At 68.4% G+C, this 18,202-nt stretch carries 16 protein-coding genes and 2 pseudogenes; 7 read left to right on the forward strand and 11 right to left on the reverse strand.

Annotated features, from left to right (window positions below; genetic code table 11):
- The first annotated feature begins 43 nt into the window (after window positions 1-43).
- Window positions 44-1,926, forward strand: a pseudogene (locus AU196_RS26005) (hypothetical protein).
- A gap of 18 nt (window positions 1,927-1,944) precedes the next feature.
- On the opposite strand, the gene AU196_RS04735 reads toward AU196_RS26005, so the two are convergent.
- The 4 genes from AU196_RS04735 to AU196_RS04750 all read right to left on the reverse strand — a co-directional run bounded on the left by AU196_RS04735 (window position 1,945) and on the right by AU196_RS04750 (window position 6,181).
- Window positions 1,945-3,435, reverse strand: a complete 1,491-nt coding sequence (locus AU196_RS04735) for a flavin-containing monooxygenase (RefSeq protein WP_059093937.1) — start codon at window positions 3,433-3,435, stop codon at window positions 1,945-1,947.
- A gap of 72 nt (window positions 3,436-3,507) precedes the next feature.
- Window positions 3,508-4,203, reverse strand: a complete 696-nt coding sequence (locus AU196_RS04740) for a DNA alkylation repair protein (protein ID WP_059093938.1) — start codon at window positions 4,201-4,203, stop codon at window positions 3,508-3,510.
- Between the two features lies 1 nt (window position 4,204).
- Entirely contained in the window at window positions 4,205-5,629 is a 1,425-nt protein-coding gene (locus AU196_RS04745) for a GntP family permease (protein ID WP_059093939.1), read from the reverse strand.
- Window positions 5,630-5,665: 36 nt separating this feature from the next.
- Window positions 5,666-6,181: a gluconokinase gene (locus tag AU196_RS04750; RefSeq protein ID WP_059093997.1), complete on the reverse strand. Its 516-nt coding sequence runs from the start codon at window positions 6,179-6,181 to the stop codon at window positions 5,666-5,668.
- 124 nt (window positions 6,182-6,305) lie between these two features.
- Here AU196_RS04750 and AU196_RS04755 point away from each other — a divergent pair, with 124 nt between their 5' ends.
- Together AU196_RS04755 and AU196_RS04760 are read left to right on the forward strand one after the other, a co-directional pair.
- Window positions 6,306-7,028: a FadR/GntR family transcriptional regulator gene (locus AU196_RS04755; RefSeq protein WP_059093940.1), complete on the forward strand. Its 723-nt coding sequence runs from the start codon at window positions 6,306-6,308 to the stop codon at window positions 7,026-7,028.
- 74 nt (window positions 7,029-7,102) lie between these two features.
- Complete coding sequence (locus tag AU196_RS04760; protein WP_059093998.1) at window positions 7,103-8,239, forward strand: glycoside hydrolase 5 family protein; 1,137 nt, start codon at window positions 7,103-7,105, stop codon at window positions 8,237-8,239.
- A gap of 9 nt (window positions 8,240-8,248) precedes the next feature.
- Here the strand turns inward: AU196_RS04760 and AU196_RS04765 are convergent, their stop codons facing one another.
- Both AU196_RS04765 and AU196_RS04770 read right to left on the reverse strand, forming a co-directional pair.
- Window positions 8,249-9,280 (reverse strand): fused (3R)-hydroxyacyl-ACP dehydratase subunits HadA/HadB, encoded by a 1,032-nt coding sequence (locus tag AU196_RS04765; protein ID WP_059093941.1) that lies wholly within the window; start codon window positions 9,278-9,280, stop codon window positions 8,249-8,251.
- A gap of 90 nt (window positions 9,281-9,370) precedes the next feature.
- The gene (locus tag AU196_RS04770) at window positions 9,371-9,799 is read right to left on the reverse strand and encodes a MarR family winged helix-turn-helix transcriptional regulator (RefSeq protein WP_059093942.1); all 429 of its coding nucleotides are present in this window, start codon (window positions 9,797-9,799) and stop codon (window positions 9,371-9,373) included.
- Between the two features lie 91 nt (window positions 9,800-9,890).
- Here AU196_RS04770 and AU196_RS04775 point away from each other — a divergent pair, with 91 nt between their 5' ends.
- Complete coding sequence (locus tag AU196_RS04775; RefSeq protein WP_059093999.1) at window positions 9,891-10,748, forward strand: oxidoreductase; 858 nt, start codon at window positions 9,891-9,893, stop codon at window positions 10,746-10,748.
- 15 nt (window positions 10,749-10,763) lie between these two features.
- Here AU196_RS04775 and AU196_RS04780 read toward each other — a convergent pair whose 3' ends face one another.
- The 4 genes from AU196_RS04780 to AU196_RS04795 all read right to left on the reverse strand — a co-directional run bounded on the left by AU196_RS04780 (window position 10,764) and on the right by AU196_RS04795 (window position 13,795).
- Entirely contained in the window at window positions 10,764-11,327 is a 564-nt protein-coding gene (locus tag AU196_RS04780) for a DUF305 domain-containing protein (RefSeq protein ID WP_231737344.1), read from the reverse strand.
- A 218-nt stretch (window positions 11,328-11,545) separates the two neighbouring features.
- Entirely contained in the window at window positions 11,546-12,238 is a 693-nt protein-coding gene (locus AU196_RS04785; RefSeq protein ID WP_059093944.1) for a hypothetical protein, read from the reverse strand.
- Between the two features lie 82 nt (window positions 12,239-12,320).
- On the reverse strand, window positions 12,321-13,196 hold the full coding sequence (locus AU196_RS04790) for a sulfite exporter TauE/SafE family protein (RefSeq protein WP_059093945.1): 876 nt from the start codon (window positions 13,194-13,196) through the stop codon (window positions 12,321-12,323).
- Window positions 13,193-13,795: a rhodanese-like domain-containing protein gene (locus tag AU196_RS04795; protein ID WP_059093946.1), complete on the reverse strand. Its 603-nt coding sequence runs from the start codon at window positions 13,793-13,795 to the stop codon at window positions 13,193-13,195. Before AU196_RS04795 ends, AU196_RS04790 begins: the two co-directional genes overlap by 4 nt.
- Window positions 13,796-13,999: 204 nt before the next feature.
- Here AU196_RS04795 and AU196_RS04800 point away from each other — a divergent pair, with 204 nt between their 5' ends.
- Window positions 14,000-15,379, forward strand: a complete 1,380-nt coding sequence (locus AU196_RS04800; protein ID WP_059093947.1) for an MBL fold metallo-hydrolase — start codon at window positions 14,000-14,002, stop codon at window positions 15,377-15,379.
- A pseudogene (locus AU196_RS04805) lies at window positions 15,376-16,589 on the forward strand (NAD(P)/FAD-dependent oxidoreductase). Before AU196_RS04800 ends, AU196_RS04805 begins: the two are co-directional and overlap by 4 nt.
- On the opposite strand, the gene AU196_RS04810 reads toward AU196_RS04805, so the two are convergent.
- Window positions 16,586-16,945 (reverse strand): hypothetical protein, encoded by a 360-nt coding sequence (locus AU196_RS04810; RefSeq protein ID WP_231737346.1) that lies wholly within the window; start codon window positions 16,943-16,945, stop codon window positions 16,586-16,588. The pseudogene AU196_RS04805 and the gene AU196_RS04810 overlap by 4 nt on opposite strands.
- Window positions 16,946-17,091: 146 nt before the next feature.
- Here AU196_RS04810 and AU196_RS04815 point away from each other — a divergent pair, with 146 nt between their 5' ends.
- Window positions 17,092-18,120, forward strand: coding sequence for a D-2-hydroxyacid dehydrogenase (locus AU196_RS04815; protein WP_059093949.1), 1,029 nt, complete (start codon window positions 17,092-17,094; stop codon window positions 18,118-18,120).
- The last annotated feature ends 82 nt before the right edge of the window (window positions 18,121-18,202 follow it).

The following is an 18,202-nucleotide window of genomic DNA, read 5'->3' on the forward strand; positions in this document are numbered from 1 at the left end:
AGCCGGCGTAAAGCCACGTCCTTGTGACGGTCCTCACACGACAATGTACGTTGTCAGAGTTCGTGTCGGTGTCGAGAGGGAGCCGTCGGCCGTGGAAGACGTCAAGTACGCACGCAGCCGTATCAACTCCAGGTCGGTCCGTTACGGCATCGCGGCGATCGCGCTGTGCGCGGCGGTCGCCGGCGCGCCCGCTCCGGGCGTGGCGTGGGCCGACGAGACCGTCTCCGACACGCCCTCGAATGCGACCGCCCAGACGAACCAGGAGCCGGCCGACGATCCACAACCGGCGGACCCGCCGGCCGAGGCAAAGATCGACGACAGCGCCGAGGTACCCGAACAGGACCGCGAGCTCGACGCCGACGCCGGCGACCCCGTAGGCGACGAGGGGCCGGACCCGAACGCGCCGGCCGAGGAGATCACCGACGGCGAGGCGCCGCAGCCGGCGCAGCCCGGAGATGCCACCGTCGACGAGCCCGTCGTCCCGGAGCCCGTCGTCCCCGAGCCCGTCGTCCCGGAACCCGTCGTCCCGGAACCCGTCGTCCCGGAACCCGTTGCCCGGGAACCGGACCCGGGCACCGGAGCGAAGGCCGCGTCGGCAGCGGAATCCGTCCGCACCACGCAGGCCACCGACCGCGCGGTGGCGACGCTCACCCTGCCTGTCGAGGTCGGCGCCGTAGAGGTCGCACGGGACCTGAAGACCTCTCTGGTGGCGCCCAGCCTGGTCGACGCGACGGCGCCCGCACTCGCCGCCGTCGTCGATCCCACGGTCGATACGGCGCCCAGCCCGCCGCAGCCGCTGTCACCGATCGCCGAGTTGATCGAGCTGCCGGGCCGCGTGGTCAACGCCGTGCTCGAGATCCTCGACTTCACCTCGTCGGCGAACAGCCCCAGCCTTCCGATCAGTTTCGCGCCCATCAACGACGCGATCTTCGGCGCGTTCCGCGAGCTCGAACGGCAGCTGGGCCTGTGGCGGACCCCGGTGCCGCAACCCGTGGTCCCGACCCTGACCTACACCGGCCCCACGGACAGGCCGACTCCGACGGTGGCGCAGTTCCTCAACGCGTCCGCGGCCGGATACGTGCTCGGGGCGACACCCGGGGGGTTGGTCCCGTTCACCGTCGACGGGTTCCAGATGTCGTCGACCAACGTCTTCTCGGGCATGGTGGGCCGGGCCTGGGTGACCCCCGAGGGGCAGGTGATCATCGCCTATCAGGGCACGACGGGCGGATCGCATCTGCTGTTCAACCCGTTCATCACCATCGCTCAGGTACTCGCCGATCTCCAGGTGGTGTTCACGGGGACCACGCCGTTGGCGTTCCACGACGCCCTCGATTTCGCCGAAGAGGTGCGCGCCGAGGCCGCCCTGCAGGGTTACCGCGACGAGGACATCTTCGTCACGGGTCACTCGCTCGGCGGTTGGGAGGCGCAGTACGTCGCGCAGCAGACCGGCCTGTCCGGCATCGGCTTCGAGGCCCCCGGTATCAACACCGTCGTGCCCGGCAACGGCGCCGACTCGATGTTCGTCAACATCGGCACCTACGGAAGCTCCGCGCCGTACATGGCGACGGATCTGCCCGGCCTGCAACCGTTCATGCCGCCGTACGTGCCCGGCGGGGGAGCAAACCGCACTACGGCCCGATCGTGATGATCGGCGACCCCGCGGCGATGACGCCGTTGTACAACGCCTCGCAGTTGTGGGGCACGAGCCCGATCGGCAGCGTCGTCTTCCTCGTGGACTACCTCATGAATTTCTTCCAGTACCACCTGCCCGGCGTGCAGGCCTACCACCTCGACGTCACCCCCGACCCCGGCATCGTGCTGTGGCTCGGCACCGCACGGGGACCTGTCCACACCGGCTACGGCGAGCTGACCATCCCGCAACTCATGAAGGCCGCCTCGGACGACGGCATCCTCTTTCTGCCCTGAGGCAGGCGCACCGGCTGATCAGCCCGGGCCGGAGCTGTCGACCAGTGACCAGTAGCGCGCTTCCCGTGGCGTCATGTCGTTGGAGGTGATGGCGCCGAACGCGGCTGCGTCGCTTTCGAATCGGCGCGCGGCGTCCGGTCGGGCGTCGGGGCCTTCCATGCGGAAGCAGCTGGGCGCCAATGGCCCGAACAGCAGCGCGCGCCGCAGTTGCGGCCACCGGTCGAGCCGCGGTTCCACTCCGGCCGCGCGCGCGAACGCGAGAGCCGCCAGGTTCATCCGTGTCTTCTGCGGCAGGCCCCGTCGCGCTCGGTATGCGGCAATTCCCGAACGCTGTTCGGCCTCGGTCGGCGCGGCCACGACGCCACCCCACGTGTACGCGATCCACCGGGCCTGCAATTCGAGCGGGACGAAGTACCCACCCGACTGATCCCACATGCCGAGGAACGCCAGTCCCGGCAGCTCGGGATGGAAGGTGTGGAGGTACGAATCCAGATGTGCGGCATCGAGACCCACGACAGAGCGGATGTGTTCGCTGAGAAAGGGCAGGTGCAACCGGAACCCTGTGCCGAACACGATGCCGTCGACATCCTCGGCGGATCCGTCGGCGAATGTCACGCGCGTCCCGTCGACGCCTGCCATCCACGGGCGGATCGCGATGCGCCCTTCCGCCACCAGTGGGAGATAACCCTGGTTGAGGGTCACGCCCGCGGCGAACAGGGACGGATCGGGTGCGGGCGCGCCGTACTGGTCCGGGGTGCCCGCGGCCTCGACGACGATCTCCCTGAGCTGACGATCGACCTCGGGTGCGGGGAGTGTCTCGGCGGCCAGCGTCGCGTACCGGGTGAACATCCGGTGGTCGGAGGGCACGCCGCGGGCGAACTTGGGTAGCACGTAACGCTGCCTGCGTTGGGCCACGACGACACGCGCGGCGCCGGAAAGCGCGAGCTCCACGGCGATCTCGAGGGCGCTGATGGCACATCCGGCGACGAGGATGCGTTTGCCGGCGTACGGCAGGGGGCCGCGATAGTCGTAACTCGGCACGATCGCCGCCGACCCGGTGAAGGTCGCCAGGCCGAGGACCGGGGGGATGGCGGGCCGATGAAACCGGCCGGTCGCCACCACCACCTTGTCGAACCACTCGCTTGTGCCCGCACCGCCGATCCGCCAGCCGGCACCGTCCTGCTCGAGCCGGTCGACCTGGAAGCCGAAGCGGATCCGGGGGTACAGGCCGAACATGTCGGCATAGCGGTGCAGATAGTCGAGCACGTCCCGGTTCGACGGATACACCGGAGCGCCGTCGTTGTCGAGGTCACTGAAGGCCGTCATCACCCGGCTGGTGTTGGTGTGCATGGCCGGCCACACGCCGCTGCGGCCCACGATCCCGGCCCACTGCCCTCCGAGCGTGGGACTGCGTTCGAAGATCGTCGGGGTGAAGTCCTGGGCCTGCAACCACCGTGCGGCGACCAGCCCGCCCGGGCCGGCTCCGATCACCGCGACACGTCGCCCCATCCCGAAAACTGTGGCACGGGTGGTGCTCGCAGGGGTCGGATCAGCGCACCCGGCGGTGATACGGGCGGCGCGTCACTCCGCGGGAGGCGGGAGATGCTTGCGCGCCTCGCGTTTCGAGAGCCCGCTGAGCCGGTCCTCCCGTTCGTCGACGAACATCCGAACCCACTCCGGATCGGTGCGCGCGTACTGCCGCAACGCCCAGCCGATGGCCTTGCGGATGAAGAAGTCGGTGTCGCCGGCATTGGCGTCGATGGCCGAGGTCAGCAGGTCGAGGTCGGTTCCGTCCATGGCGCCCAGCTGAGCGATGATCGCGGTCCTGCGCAGCCACAGGTTTCGATCGGTCGCCCAGCGGAGCACGATCGGCCGAACTTGTGCGGGGTGTGAGGCCAGTATCGGGCCGACCAGGTTGGCGGCGATCTCGTCGACGGTGTCCCACCAACCGCCGGCGAGGATCAGCCGGCGATACAGCGGTATCCGGGCCGCGCCCTGGTAGGGCCGGTAGCGCCGGTGGCGTGCGAGCTGGACGGCGGCGTATCGCTCTTCGCGGTGCGTCGCCTCGGTGAACAAACGCTCGACGGTGGCGTCGAACGCCTCCTCGGAGCCGAGGGGATGCGCGTCGAAGATGGGCGCGCAGATCCGGCGTACGTCGGGCAGGCGCACGCCGTAGTACGGCATCTCGGACCGCATGTAGGCCTGCATCGCCGGTGCGCGGCCCGGATCCGCCGCCGCGGCCAGAGCGCCGCGAACCTCGGCGATCAGCCCGGACATGTCAAGCGACGGCCCACAACCCGAGACTGATGACGAAGGCACTGAGCCCGAGTGTCGTCTCCATGACCGTCCACGTCTTGAGCGTCGTCTTCACGTCCATGCCGAAGAACCGGCTGACCAACCAGAAACCCGAGTCGTTGACGTGGGAGAGCACCGTCGCGCCCGCCGCGATGGCCATCACCAACGCCGTGAGCTGGATACTGCTCAGGCCTGCCGCGGCGACGGCCGCGCTGAGCAGGCCCGCGGTCGTCGTCAACGCGACCGTCGCCGAACCCTGCGCGACGCGAAGCAGCGTCGAGATGAGGAACGCCTGCAGGATCAGCGAGATACCGAGATTCGACAGTGAGCTGCTCAGCGCGTCGCCGATGCCGCTCAGTCGCAGCACGCCTCCGAACATCCCGCCGGCGCCGGTGATGAGGATGATGGCGCAGATGGGTCCGAGGGCGCCGTCGAGGATGTCGCTGACAGCGGCCATCGAGCGGCCGCGCAACCCCAGTACCAGTGTCGCCACGATCACCGTGATCAACAGCGCGATCGAGGTGTTGCCGAGCAGTTTGAGGTACTCCGCCCACGTCGCGCCCTCCTCGATCACGCCGGCGGTCATCAGGGTGTCGAGCACGGTGTTGAAGGAGATCAACACGAACGGCAGCAGCAGCACCCCGAGCACGGTGATGAACGCGGGCGGGGTGCGGGTGGCGGTGCGCGTCGTGCCGGCCGCGGAGGTGTCGGCTTCCTCGACGTCTCGGCCCCCGTTGATCTCCCCGAACAACGAGGTGGGGATGTCGACGTGGACGCGTCGTCCGATGACCTGGGAGACCAGGAACGCGCCGACGTACCAGGAGGCGATGGCGACCGGGACGCCGATGATCAGGGTGAGACCGATGTTGGCGCCGAGGAGTTCGGCGGCCGCCACCGGACCGGGGTGCGGCGGAACCAGCGCATGCATGGCCGCGAAGGCGCCGGCCGCCGGGAACGCATAGAGCAGCATCGAGCCGCCGAAGCGCCGCGCGACCGTCATGATGATCGGGAGGAACACGACAAGCCCGGCGTCGAAGAAGATCGGGAACCCGAACAGCAGGGCGGCCACGCCGAGCGCGAACGGCGCCCGCTTCTCACCGAACCGTCCGATGAGGGTGTCGGCGAGAACCTGTGCGCCCCCGGTGATCTCGAGGAGCCTGCCGATCATGACGCCGAAACCGACGAGCAGCGCCACCGAGCCCAGCGTGTTCGAGAATCCGAACGCCAGCGCGTCGGGGACGTCGGCCACCGGGATGCCCGCGGCGAGCGCCGTGAGCGCGCTGACCAGTACCAGTGCGACGAAGGCGTGGAGTTTGACCTTGATGATGAGGAACAGCAGTAGCGCGACGGCGCCCGCGGCGATCAGCAGCAGCGTGGCGGTTCCGAATGCCGGATCAATGGCCTCCACGCGAACCCCCGACCACAGTGATGTCCCTACCCCGACTCATCGGTCCTCCTTCTCGGACGTGTGGAAACCTCGTGTGCTGACGTAACTCTCGATGATCGAGTCGATGCTCTGGGCGATGTCGATGGCGACGCCCCGTTCATCGGGGCCGAGCGGCTCCAGCGTTGCGAACTGCGACGCCAGCAGCGTCGCCGGCATGAAGTGGCCCGGCCGGCTCGCCTGCCGTCTACCGATGGTCTCGACGGAACCCACCAGATGGAGGAACTCGACGTCGGCGCAGTGGCGCCGCAGTTGGTCTCGGTACTTGCGTTTGAGCGCGGAGCAGCTCATCACCCCACCGTCGCCGTGCCGGGCGAGCCACTCGCCGATCGACTCCAGCCAGGGATGCCGGTCGTCGTCGTCGAGGGGATGCCCGGCCGTCATCTTCGCGATGTTCTCCGGGGGATGGAAGTCGTCGGCGTCGGCGAACGGCACCCGCAGTCGCTGCGCCAATGCCGCGCCGACGGTCGACTTGCCGGACCCGGAAACCCCCATGACGACGATCGGCGATGCCATACCCTCCACCTGAATCATGTGTGCGACGTCACACAGCTTGCATCAATAGTCATACTTTTGCAAGGTGTTGGCGGGAAAGAAGCGGTTCCTTCCGTGTGACACAGCGATCTGACATGATTTGACGATGCTCGATCGGCCGTATGCCGGCGCTCTTCACGACAGTCTGCTGACTGCCCTGGGGACCGCGATCGTGTCCGGTCGGTACCCGACGGGCGCGATTCTCACGCTGGATGCCGTGAGCGCCGAACACGGCGTGTCGCGCACCGTCGCCCGGGAGGCGATCCGGGTGCTGGAATCCCTGGGAATGGTCGAGTCGCGGCGTCGGGTCGGGATCACGGTTCAGCCGGCGGAGAAGTGGAACGTCTTCGATCCGATGCTGATCCGGTGGCGGCTGGACGTCGGGGACCGCACCGCGGTACTGGTGTCGCTGTCGGAGTTGCGTCTGGGTTTCGAGCCGGCGGCGGCGGCCTTGGCGGCTCGGCGGGCCACTCCGCATCAGTGCCGGGTGATGGCATCTGCGGTGTCCGACATGGTCGTCCACGGACGAGCGGGCGACCTCGACGCATACCTGTTGGCGGACAGGTTGTTTCATCAGACACTGCTGGAAGCCAGCGGCAACGAGATGTTCCGGGCCCTCGCCGGTGTCGTCGCCGAGGTGCTCGCCGGCCGCACACACCACGGAATGATGCCTGAGAAGCCCAACCTGGCCGCGATCGCCCTGCACGACGAGGTGGCGCGCGCGATCAGGATGGGCGAGGAGGAGCAGGCCGAACAGGCCATGCGCGCCATCATCGACGAGGCGGCCACCGCCGTCGTCGACGAGTCGCAGCAGTCGGGCTCTCGGTAACGATTCGAAACCCGTTGTGTTGCGGGATGACACAAGCGCGCTGACAGCGCGGCGACGAACACTATGGTCACGTGGTGCACCGGCGAACTGCCCTCAAGCTCCCGCTGTACCTGGCCGCAGCGGCGGCACTGACCCGAGTGCCCGTGGTCTCTGCCGCGCCGAGCCGATGGACGGCTGACCGCGCCAACGCCTGGTACGCGGCGCAGGGATGGCTGGTGGGCGCGAACTACGTCACCTCGACCGCCGGGAATCAGATCGAGATGTTCCAGGCGGGCACCTTCGATCCGCGCCGCATCGACGCCGAGCTCCGCCTGGCGCAACAGATCGGGTTCAACACCGTCCGGGTGTTCCTCCACGATCTGTTGTGGGCCACCGACCGGGTCGGTTTCAGCCACCGGCTGGCGCAGTTCGTCGGCATCGCGGCGAGGCACAACATCAAACCGCTCTTCGTCCTGTTCGACTCGTGCTGGGATCCGCAGCCGAAAGCGGGCCGCCAGCGGGCGCCGATCGCCGGAGTGCACAACTCCGGCTGGGTGCAGAGCCCGGGAGCCGCGCGGCTGCAGGACCCGGGCTACACCCGTGTGCTGCAGAGTTACGTGACCGGCGTGGTCGGCCAGTTCCGCAACGATCCCCGTGTGCTGGGCTGGGACGTCTGGAACGAACCGGACAATCCGGCGCGCGACTATCGCAAGGTGGAGCACGAGGACAAACAGGAACTGGTCGAGGCGTTCCTACCCCACGTCTTCCAGTGGACCCGGGCCGTCAATCCGGTGCAACCGTTGACCAGCGGTGTGTGGCAGGGACACTGGAGAGATCCGGGCGGCCGCAGCGCGATCTGTAGCCTGCAGCTCGAGCACTCGGACGTCATCAGTTTCCACAGCTACGGTGACCCGGGCGAGTTCGAGGCCCGCATCGACGAACTCGCTCCGCTGGGGCGCCCGATCCTGTGCACCGAGTACCTGGCACGGGGTCTGGGCAGCACCGTGGAAGGAATTCTCCCGGTTGCCAAGCGGCGCAACGTCGGGGCGTACAACTGGGGCTTCGTCGCCGGGAGAACGCAGACGTATCTGCCGTGGGATTCGTGGAAGAAGCCCTACACCTCGCCTCCCGATCCGTGGTTCAGCGACCTCCTGCACCCGGATGGGCGGCCCTACGAGGAGAACGAGATCCGCGTCATCCGGAAACTCGCCGGAGCGGGCACCGAGAACTGACCGGATGTGTCAGCGGAAGCGGACGTTCATCGTTGCCAGGCCGAAGATCTTCTTCCCCTGCGATTTCGCCGCCACCACGATGACCCCGGAGCGGGTGGCCGGATCCAGTGACTTGATGCGGCCGCTGAACTCGATGTCGGCGCCCTCCTTGGCCGGCACGATCGCGGGGGCGGACAACCGCACCGCGTAGCGGGTGACCGCGCCCGGGTCGCCGGTCCATGCGGAGGCGAACCCGGCGCCGAGACCCATGGTGAGCATGCCGTGGGCGATCACGTCCGGGAGCCCGGCCAGTTTGGCGATGTCCTCGTCCCAGTGGATCGGGTTGGCGTCGCCGGCCACGCCGGCGTAGTTGACCAGGTCACCGCGTGACAGTCGGGTGTGGCGCACCGGCAGCTCGTCGCCGACCTTCACGTCGTCGAACGAGGGCGTCGCGGGTGTGCGCGTCAGGCCGCCGTCGGCGATCCGGATCTCGCCCTCGGGGCGCACCGTCTTCTCGTAGTGGCCGTCCAGGCTGCCGACCCCGGAGAAATCGACGTCGTGCATCATCGCGTTCTGCACGGCGGTCTTGACGTCGGGGTTGAGGTCCTCGGCGGTGACGCCCACGACCGTGGTGTGCAGGGTGTGCACCCGTTCGCCTGCCGCGTCGGTGAAGGTGTTGGTCACCGTGATCATGTCCCGGCCTGCGATCCTGCGCACCGAGGTCAGCTCGACGTCGACGCGGAGTTCGTCGCCGGACACGATCGGCCGGTGCTGCTCGAAGACCTCCTCGGTCTGCAGGTACGTGTCGTAACCGACGACGATCTGCTCGAACATGCGGCGGTTGCAGGACATCCCGGGGGCCGAGGTGAACGTCAGTGGCGCCACCAGACCCGGATAGCCCAACTCGGCGGCGGCTGCGAGATTCCAGTGCGCCGGGTGGTAGTCCTGCACGGCCCGGGCGTATTCGCGGACCTTCTCGCGGCCGACCAGGTAGGTGTCGTCCATCTGGTAGTAGTGGCCGACCCGGGCTTCGAGCGGCGACGCTTCTGGTGCTGCGGTCATGAATTCACTCAACTCTTCTGCCGGCTTGTCGCGGAGACCGACCCAAGCACACTAACCGGCGGCGATGCTCGACCGACAAACCGATGCGTGTCAGGCCAGGGCGTCGCCGAGTTTGGTGAGCAGCTCGGTGAGCAGCTTCTTCTCGTCGTCGCTGAATCCGGCGAACATCGCGTGCGCGGCCTCGGTGTACTGCGCCCGCCACTCCCGGGCTTGGTCACGGCCCAGCTCCGTGGTGGTCAAACGCACTGCCCGACGGTCGTTCTCGTCCGGTGCGCGCGCGACGAGGCCTTCTCGCACGAGCGCGTCGACCAGGGTCGACGCCGTCGCCTGGGTGATTCCCACCGCTCGGGCCACATCGGCGGACCGGACCGGCTGCAGCCGGTCGATCTCGGCGAGGAGCTTCGACCGGGGAGTCGAGACGCCACGGTCGCCGAGGTGTTCGTCGAACGCGCGGACAACCGACTTGGCGGCGCGGCCGAAAGCGTCGGCGAGTTGCGCAGCGACCTGCTGGTCTTCCACGAGAGATCTCCTCAGAACGGTTGACCAGACTATCAGTACTCGTATAGTTTGATTACAGATAGTTAGATGCCTAATGAAAGGCCGCCGTTCGATGACCGCAACGTTCCCCCTCGGCCCGTACACCGTCCGACGCGTCGGATTCGGCGCCATGCAGCTGCCCGGGCCCGGCGTGTTCGGCCCGCCCCGCGACCACGATCAGGCCGTCGCGGTGCTGCGGCGCGCAGTGGAACTGGGTGTCGACCACATCGACACCGCGCAGTTCTACGGACCCGACGTCGCCAACGAGCTCATCCGGGAGGCCCTGTACCCGTACCCCGAGAACCTCGCCCTGGTCAGCAAGGTGGGCGGCCGACGCGACGACCAGGCCAACTGGCTGCCCGCCCAGGAACCCGAGGACCTGCGCCGCGACATCGAGGCGAACTTGAGGACCCTGGGCGTGGACCGGTTGGCGGCGGTGAACCTGCGCGTGTTCGGCGACGACGTCGGCGGTCCCGCGCGAGTCGACCGTGATCTGTTCGAGCGGCAACTCGACACGATGATCGCCGCCCGGGACGAAGGGCTGATCGCCGGGATCGGGCTGAGCAGCGTCTCCCGCGAACACGTGGAGATCGCGCTGGAGCGCACCGAGATCGCCTGCGTGCAGAACGCGTACAACCTCGCCGACCGTACGTCTGCGCCCGTGCTCGACCTGTGCGTGGAACGGGACATCGCCTTCGTGCCGTTCTTCCCGTTGGGTTCGGGATTCGTCGCCGACAACCCCGTGCTCGGCCATCCGACGATCAAGCGCGTCGCCGACGAGCTGAACCGGACCCCGGCGCAGATCGCCCTGGCGTGGACGCTGAACGTGGCGCCCAACGTGCTGCTGATCCCCGGGACGTCGTCGGTCGCGCACCTCGAGGAGAACATGGCCGTCGCTGACATCGACCTGCCTGCGGACCTGGCGCTGTAGAGCCTGGGCAGGAGGCTAGAGGGAACCCAGGATCTGGTTCATGGTGTCGATCTCCTTCTTCTGGCTGGTGACGATCGACCTGGCCAGCGCGATGGTGTCGGGGAACTGGCCGTTGTCGATCTCGTTCTGCGCCATGGTGATCGCGCCCTCGTGATGCCTGATCATCTGGGTGAGGAACAAGCGGCTCGCCTCCACGCCCTGGGCGTTCTGCAGCGCCTGCATCTCGGCAGGCGACATCATCCCGTCCATGCCGGGCATCCCGTTCATCGCAGGCATTCCGGGCATCATCGGTCCGCCCGGCATGCCACCGTGGTGTGGCCCCATGTCCCCACGCGGCGCGTTCGGTCCCGGCATGCCCCACTGATCGACCCACCCGCGCATCTGCTCGATCTCCGGGCCCTGCGCGGCCTTGATCTGCTTCGCCATCTCGGTCACGCGCGGGTCGACACCCTGCTTGGCGGTGACCATGTCGCTCATCTCGATCGCCTGCTGGTGGTGCGGGATCATGTGGTGCGCGAACATCATGTCGGTCTGGTTGTGCGCCGCGGCGGGGGCCGCGGCCGACGTCTGAACGGGCATGGGCGACGGTGACGTCGCCTCCCCGTTCCCGGAATCGCCACACGACGCGAGCACAGTCACCAGCGCCGCCGCTGCCGCTGCGAACGCACGACTTCTGTTGCGGTGCAAAGGTGTTCCTTTCCTCGTCGGACAGTCGACCTCAGCCTCGCCGACGGACGTGGAGCCGCGCTGGTGGTTCTGTGAAGATTCCGTATAGAAACGCTGTTGACCCCACCGCCCTAATGGGCGTGGTCGCCGTGACCGGTGTCGAGCGGCGCAGGGGCGTCAGGCGGCGACGGCGCCGCGGGCACGGCAGCCGGCCCGGTGTCCGGCGCCGGTGCTGCCGGCGGTTGAGGATGATGGTTCGGGTGGCTCTCGGCATGTTTGACGATCGGCCCGTGGTGGTGTGCTTCGGCCCCGGCCGGCGCATGGTGGCCGTGCCGAAGACCCGACGCCACGCCCACGGTGGACGCCAGCGTGACGACGCCCGCGGCGCCGAGAAGCACCAGTGCGTTGGCGAACGCGGGGATGTGCTGACCATGGCGACCCCGGTGCAAGACCCAGCCGGCTCCCATGACGACGTAGATCTGCAGCAGCAGGGCGCACAGGTCGGCGGCCTGTACGAGTTCAGCGTCACCGGCGTGCGGGCCGAACGGCGCTCCGGCGGTCCTCGACACCGCCCACAGCGCCACCGCCCCGAGATTGAGCAGGATGCCACCGGCGAGCACCGGCGTGGTGGCCAGGCCCAGCACGACGAACGCCCAGATCAGCTGGCAGACGGCGAGTGCGACGAAGAACAGGCCTGCGGGCGGCCACTCCTGCCAGTGCGCCGGGACGACGGCGAAGTGGATGACCGCAGCGCCCAGCGAGGCGAGCGCCGCCAGACGAGCCGCCAGCTTGCTGTCCGTCTTCGTCGCTGCTCTGGGTGACACCCGTCCGATGGTGGCAGCCCCGTCGAGATTTGCAGCGGTGTGACATCACATCTCAACCCGACCGAGATTCGCCCGTCACCGGTCATGCGGCGACCCCGCGGGAGGTGAACAGACTGCTGAAGCGGCGGAGCGGGCAGTGCGCATACCGGGTACACGCGACCGATATCGTCCCGGCCGCCACCGTGAGTGCGGCCGCGGCGATCCCGACACCCAGGTGGATCTCCTGCGCAAGGATGACCGACGACATCGCAAGCACGAACCAGCCGAAGGCCATTCGCAGTGAATCGGGGTCGACCATCGCGGTCAGCCGGGCGCCGGCGAGTGCGCCCACCACGGCCGCGGCGGTCACGGCCAGCGCGACCGGCCAGTCGATCTGGACGCTGGACAGATATCCGCCCAGGCCCGCGAACGACTTCATCGCGATCACGATCAGCGAGGTGCCCACCGCGATCGGCATCGACAGGCCGCCGAGCAGGGCGAGGGCGGGCACGACCAGGAATCCGCCGCCGGCCCCGACGAGGCCGGTGACCAGCCCGACCACCAGGCCCTCGGCGAGGATCTTCGGTACCGGCAGGCGACGGGTACCCTCGCCGGCCTCGACGTTCCTGCGTCCCCGCAGCATCGCGACCGCGGTGGCGACCATCATGACGGCGAAGCCGATCAGCAGCACCGTGCCCGGGATGAACCGGGCCAGCACGCCGCCCGCGTAGGCGCCGGCCATGCCCGCGCCGCCGAAGATCAGTCCCGTGCGCCACTGCACCCGGCCGGCGCGAGCGTGTGAGATCGCGCCGATCGCGCTGGTGACGCCGACGACCAGCAGGGAGGTGGCGATGGCTTGTTTGGCGTCCATCCCGGCCACGTAGGCCAGCAGCGGAACGGTGAGGATCGAGCCGCCGCCGCCGAGCAGTCCCAGCGAGATGCCGACGAAGACGGCCAGGCCGATGGTCAGCGCAATCATGATCGGCCACCCGCTTCCTTGGCTGTGGGAGCGGAGTCGACCAGTTGCGACACGATGGTCTGCGCATCGCAGCTGGCGCCGCGGTTGTAGGGCAGCTTGGCCAGCATCATTCCCATCGCGCAGGTGTTGGACAGCGCGGCGAAGGTCAGACCGCCGCCGATGGCGCCGGCCACCCACTTGAGCTTGGGGGCGGCGATGCTGCCGAGGATGCTGGCCAGCACGACGGATCCGGCGACCAGCCGCACCTGACGCTCGAGGTCCCAGCGCTGGGCGCCGCGGTTGACCGAGAAGCCCTTGCCCTCCCAGTCGGTGATGCCGCCGGCGAGGATGTGCACGTTGGACAGCCCGGCGTTGCGCAGGGTCTCCTCGGCCTGGGTGGCGCGCTGCCCGGACCGGCACACCAGGACCACGTCCTCGTCGAGGTGCTGGACGATCTCGTCGCGGTGCTCGCGCAGCAGGTCCAGTGGCACGTTGTAGGCGCCGGCGATGTGGGCGCTCTCGAACTCGGCCGGGGTGCGCACGTCGAGCACCCGCGGCGGGGTGGGGGATCCGAGCAGCTGGCGCAGGTCGTGCGAATCGATGGTGGCGGGTGCGGTCATCTCCGCGTCCTTTCGGGTGGGGCGGCCCGGTTGGCTGTCGATACCGCCGGGGGTATCCTGACCGCAATGCTACACATACCCCCGGGGGTAAATACAAGGAGGAATATCGATACCCCCTAGGGTACTTAACATACCCATAGGGGTATAGGCAGGCTGTTGGACAACAGGCCTAGGACCCGCCACCCGAACGAAAGGACTGTCACCGTGAAATTCACCCAGTACTACCTGGACTGCCTGTCCCACGCGTCGTACCTGATCGCCGACGAGAAGACCGGCCGCGCAGTCGTTGTCGACCCGCAGCGCGACGTGTCCGAGTACCTGGCGGACGCGAAGGAGGCCGGCTACACGATCGAGTTGGTCATCGAGACGCACTTCCACGCCGACTTCCTGTCCGGCCACCTGGAGCTGGCCAAGGCCACCGGCGCGAAGATCGTCTACTCCGCGGTCGCCGAGACCGAGTTCGAGTCGATGGGTGTGGCCGACGGTGAGCGCTACTCGCTGGGTGACGTGACGCTGGAGTTCCGGCACACCCCCGGCCACACGCCGGAGTCGATGAGCATCGTGGTCTTCGAGCACGCCGACGACGAGGTTCCCTACGGTGTGCTGACCGGCGACGCGCTGTTCATCGGTGACGTCGGCCGGCCCGATCTGCTGGCCTCGATCGGCTTCACCCGCGAGGAACTGGCCGAGAAGCTGTACGACTCGCTGCACAACAAGCTGATGACGCTGCCCGACGCCACCCGGGTGTACCCGGCGCACGGTGCCGGCTCGGCCTGCGGCAAGAACCTCTCCACCGACCTGTGGTCGACCATCGGCGACCAGAAGGAGACGAACTACGCACTGCGCGCCGCCGACAAGGCCACGTTCATGGACCTGGTGACCGAAGGGCAGCCCCCGGCACCGAGCTACTTCGTCTACGACGCGGTCCTCAACCGCAAGCACCGCGAACTGCTGGACGAGACCAAGATGCCGGCCGCCATGACGTACGAACAGGTGCGCGACGCGATGAAGGCAGGCGCGATCCTGGTCGACGGCCGCGGCCCGGAGGAGTTCGCGCTGGGTCACCTGCGCGGCGCCGTCAACATCGGGTTGGCGGGCCGGTACGCCGAATTCGCCGGATCGGTGGTGCCCACCGACGTCGACATCGTGCTGTTCACCGAACCGGGCCAGGAGCTGGAAGGCAAGAATCGGCTCGCCCGAATCGGTTTCGACCGTGTGATCGGTTACCTGGACCGCCCGTTCGAGGTGATGGTCAACCACCAGGCCGAGGTCCAGATGGCGTCCCGCTTGACGGCCAAGGCCTTCGACGAACGCGTGGCCGACGTTTCCAACCTGCAGATCGTCGACGTGCGCAACCCGGGTGAGGTCGCCGCGGGAACCATCCCGAATGCCCTCACCATCCCGGTGGGTCAGCTGCCGTCCCGGGTGGCCGAGCTGGATCCGGCCAAGCCGACCGTCGTGTACTGCGCCGGTGGCTACCGGTCCTCGGTGGCCGCAAGCCTGTTGCGGCAGAACGGGTTCGGCGATGTCAGCGACATCCTGGGCGGCTACAACGCCTGGGACGACGCGCACCAGAACGCCTGAGCGGAGCGAAAACCACGACCGACAAGCACCAGATCGTCATCGTCGGCGGGGGGACCGCCGGCATCTCCGTCGCGGCCCGCCTGCTGCGCAAGGGACACACCGACGTGGCCGTCATCGAACCGTCCGACACGCACTATTACCAACCGCTGTGGACGCTCGTCGGCGGCGGGCAGGCGAAGGCGTCGACGACCGCGCGCCCCGAGGCCTCGGTGATGCCCAAGGGTGCGACGTGGATCAAGAACGCCGCGGCATCGGTCGATCCGGACGACAACACGGTCACCTGCGGCGACGGGGCGGTCTACGAGTACGACGTCCTCGTCGTCAGTCCGGGCATCCAGCTGGACTGGGACCGGACCGAGGGTCTGCAGGATGCGCTCGGCAAGGACGGCGTGTCATCGAACTACCGGTTCGACCTGGCGCCGCGCACCTGGGAGTTCATCCGCGACCTGCGTTCGGGCAGTGCGGTGTTCGCGATGCCGTCGGGCCCGATCAAGTGCGCGGGCGCGCCGCAGAAGATCGCCTACCTGGCCAGTGATCACTGGCGCAGGCAGGGCGTTCTCAAGGACATCGACGTGCACCTGGTGGTGCCCACCCCGCGGCTGTTCGGCATCCCCGCGATCGCCGACAACCTCGACGTCATCGCCGCGGACTACGGCATCACGGTGCACACCGGAGCGGAGGTGACCTCTGTCGACGCCGCGGCGCACAAGGTGGGCATCACCCGCACCGGCGACGGCGGATCCGACACGATCCTGGCCTACGATGTGCTGCACGCTGTGCCGCGCCAGTCGGCGCCGGACTGGATCAAGGCGAGCCCGTTGTCGACGGGCGACGGAGGCGGCTACGTCGAGATCGACAAGCACACCATGCAACACGTGCGGTATCCGAACGTCTTCAGCCTCGGCGACGCCGGATCGTCACCGAACTCCAGACCGGCGCGCCTATTCGCAAGCAGGCGCCGGTGGTGGTCGACAACATCGAGGCGTTCCTGGCCGGCCGGCCGTTGACGGCCTCGTACAACGGCTACGGCTCGTGCCCGATCGTCACCTCGTCGCATGCGATGCTGCTGGCGGAGTTCGACTACGACCTGAACGTGACGCCGTCGTTCCCGCTGCTCGATCCGACCGCGCCGCATCGCGGCTACTGGTACCTCAAGAAGTACGGGCTGCCGTTCATGTACTGGAATCTGATGCTCAAGGGCTTGGCCTAGCGATCCGGCAGCAGCGGGTCGAGGAGGCGCAGTTCCGCGGTGCTCACCCACGACGGATTGGACTGCTGGGGGGACCGGAACACCTCCATCGACTGCAACCCCGGGATCGCTTGCAGTTCGGCGGCCGTCAGGGGCGTCGCGAACAACGGGATGTGCACGGGCAGCCGCAGCCCACCGTCGCTCGCGGTGAGCTCACCGGTGACGTGCCCCGCACCCCAGAAGCCTCGCCGCGGGTGCGCCGACACCCAGAACAGGACACGCTGACCGCGCCGGATGAGCCGTGACCGGTAGTTGTCGGCGACGCACCACTGCGGCGTCGTCTCGCCGGCCGCCAGCATGGCGTCCAGGGGTGTCATGTGCGGATTGCACTTGATGACCCACGCGCCCAGGGCTTCGAGAGTCACGCTGCGTTCGGGGGCCACAGGTGAATCCTCCTGCCGACGATGCCGTCGCAAACCGAGTAGGGTTCGGCTGCCATGCCCGAACTCGACGGATACAAACGGTGACGAGTCGACTCGACGTCCTGATCGCCTCCTATCTGGAGCCTGTTCTGGTCGAGGCGATCGCCGCCGCCGACCCGCGGATCCGCGTGCACTACCACCCCGAACTGCTTCCCGAACCACGCTGGCACGGCGATCACCTGGGTACGCCGCGACGGTTGACCGCAGAGCAGGACCAGCAGTGGACGAGGCTGCTCGCGGAGGCAGAGGTGATGTTCGACTTCGACTGGCGGCGCCCGTCGGACACGCTGGCGCAGTCGCCCAGGCTGCGCTGGGTGCAGGCCACCTCGGCCGGGATCGGCACCCGGATGGAAGCGCTCGGGCTGCGTCACACACCGCTCACCGTGACCACGGCCTCCGGTGTGCACGCCGATCCGCTGGCCGAGTTCGCCCTGGCCGGGATCCTCTACTTCGCCCGTGGCCTCCCGGGGTTGGCTGCGGCTCGCCGCGACCGGTCCTGGCGGCAGGGCCCTGCGACCGAACTCGCGAATCGGCATGCCGTCGTCGTCGGTGCCGGCCGGATCGGGACCCGCATCGCCGAACTCCTGGCCGCATTCGGGGTGAGCTCCACAGGGGTGACGCGCACGAGTCGCGAGCTCGGCTCACCGTTCATGAAAGCCGTTACGCGCGAGGCGCTTCCCGGGCATCTTCCGGACGCCGACATCCTCGTGGTCGCCGTGCCCGGCACCGACGAGACGCGCGCCATGATCGGGGCCCGGGAGGTGGCGGCCCTGCCCGATGGGGCGATCGTCGTCAACGTCGGCCGGGGCACGACGATCAACGAGGACGCCCTGGTCGAAGCGCTCGCCGACCGGAGGCTGGGCGGCGCCGTGCTCGACGTGACCCGGGTCGAACCGCTGCCGTCCGATTCCCCGTTGTGGACCCTCGACAACGTGATCGTGAGCCCGCACACCGCCGCCAACGTGTCGTCCGAGAACGCCAAGATCGTCGACATCTTCGTCGACAACCTGCGGCGTCACCTCGACGGCGAGGATCTCCGCAACCGCTACGACCACGACGCGGGGTATTGACGCACCGCCGGCGATCGTCGCGGTTACCCTTCCGGGTGAGTGCCGACCGCTCGACGTGCCGGCCCGACCCAGGAGATGTTCG

Source organism: Mycobacterium sp. IS-1742, from assembly GCF_001500125.1.
In the GTDB taxonomy this organism is placed as follows: domain Bacteria; phylum Actinomycetota; class Actinomycetes; order Mycobacteriales; family Mycobacteriaceae; genus Mycobacterium.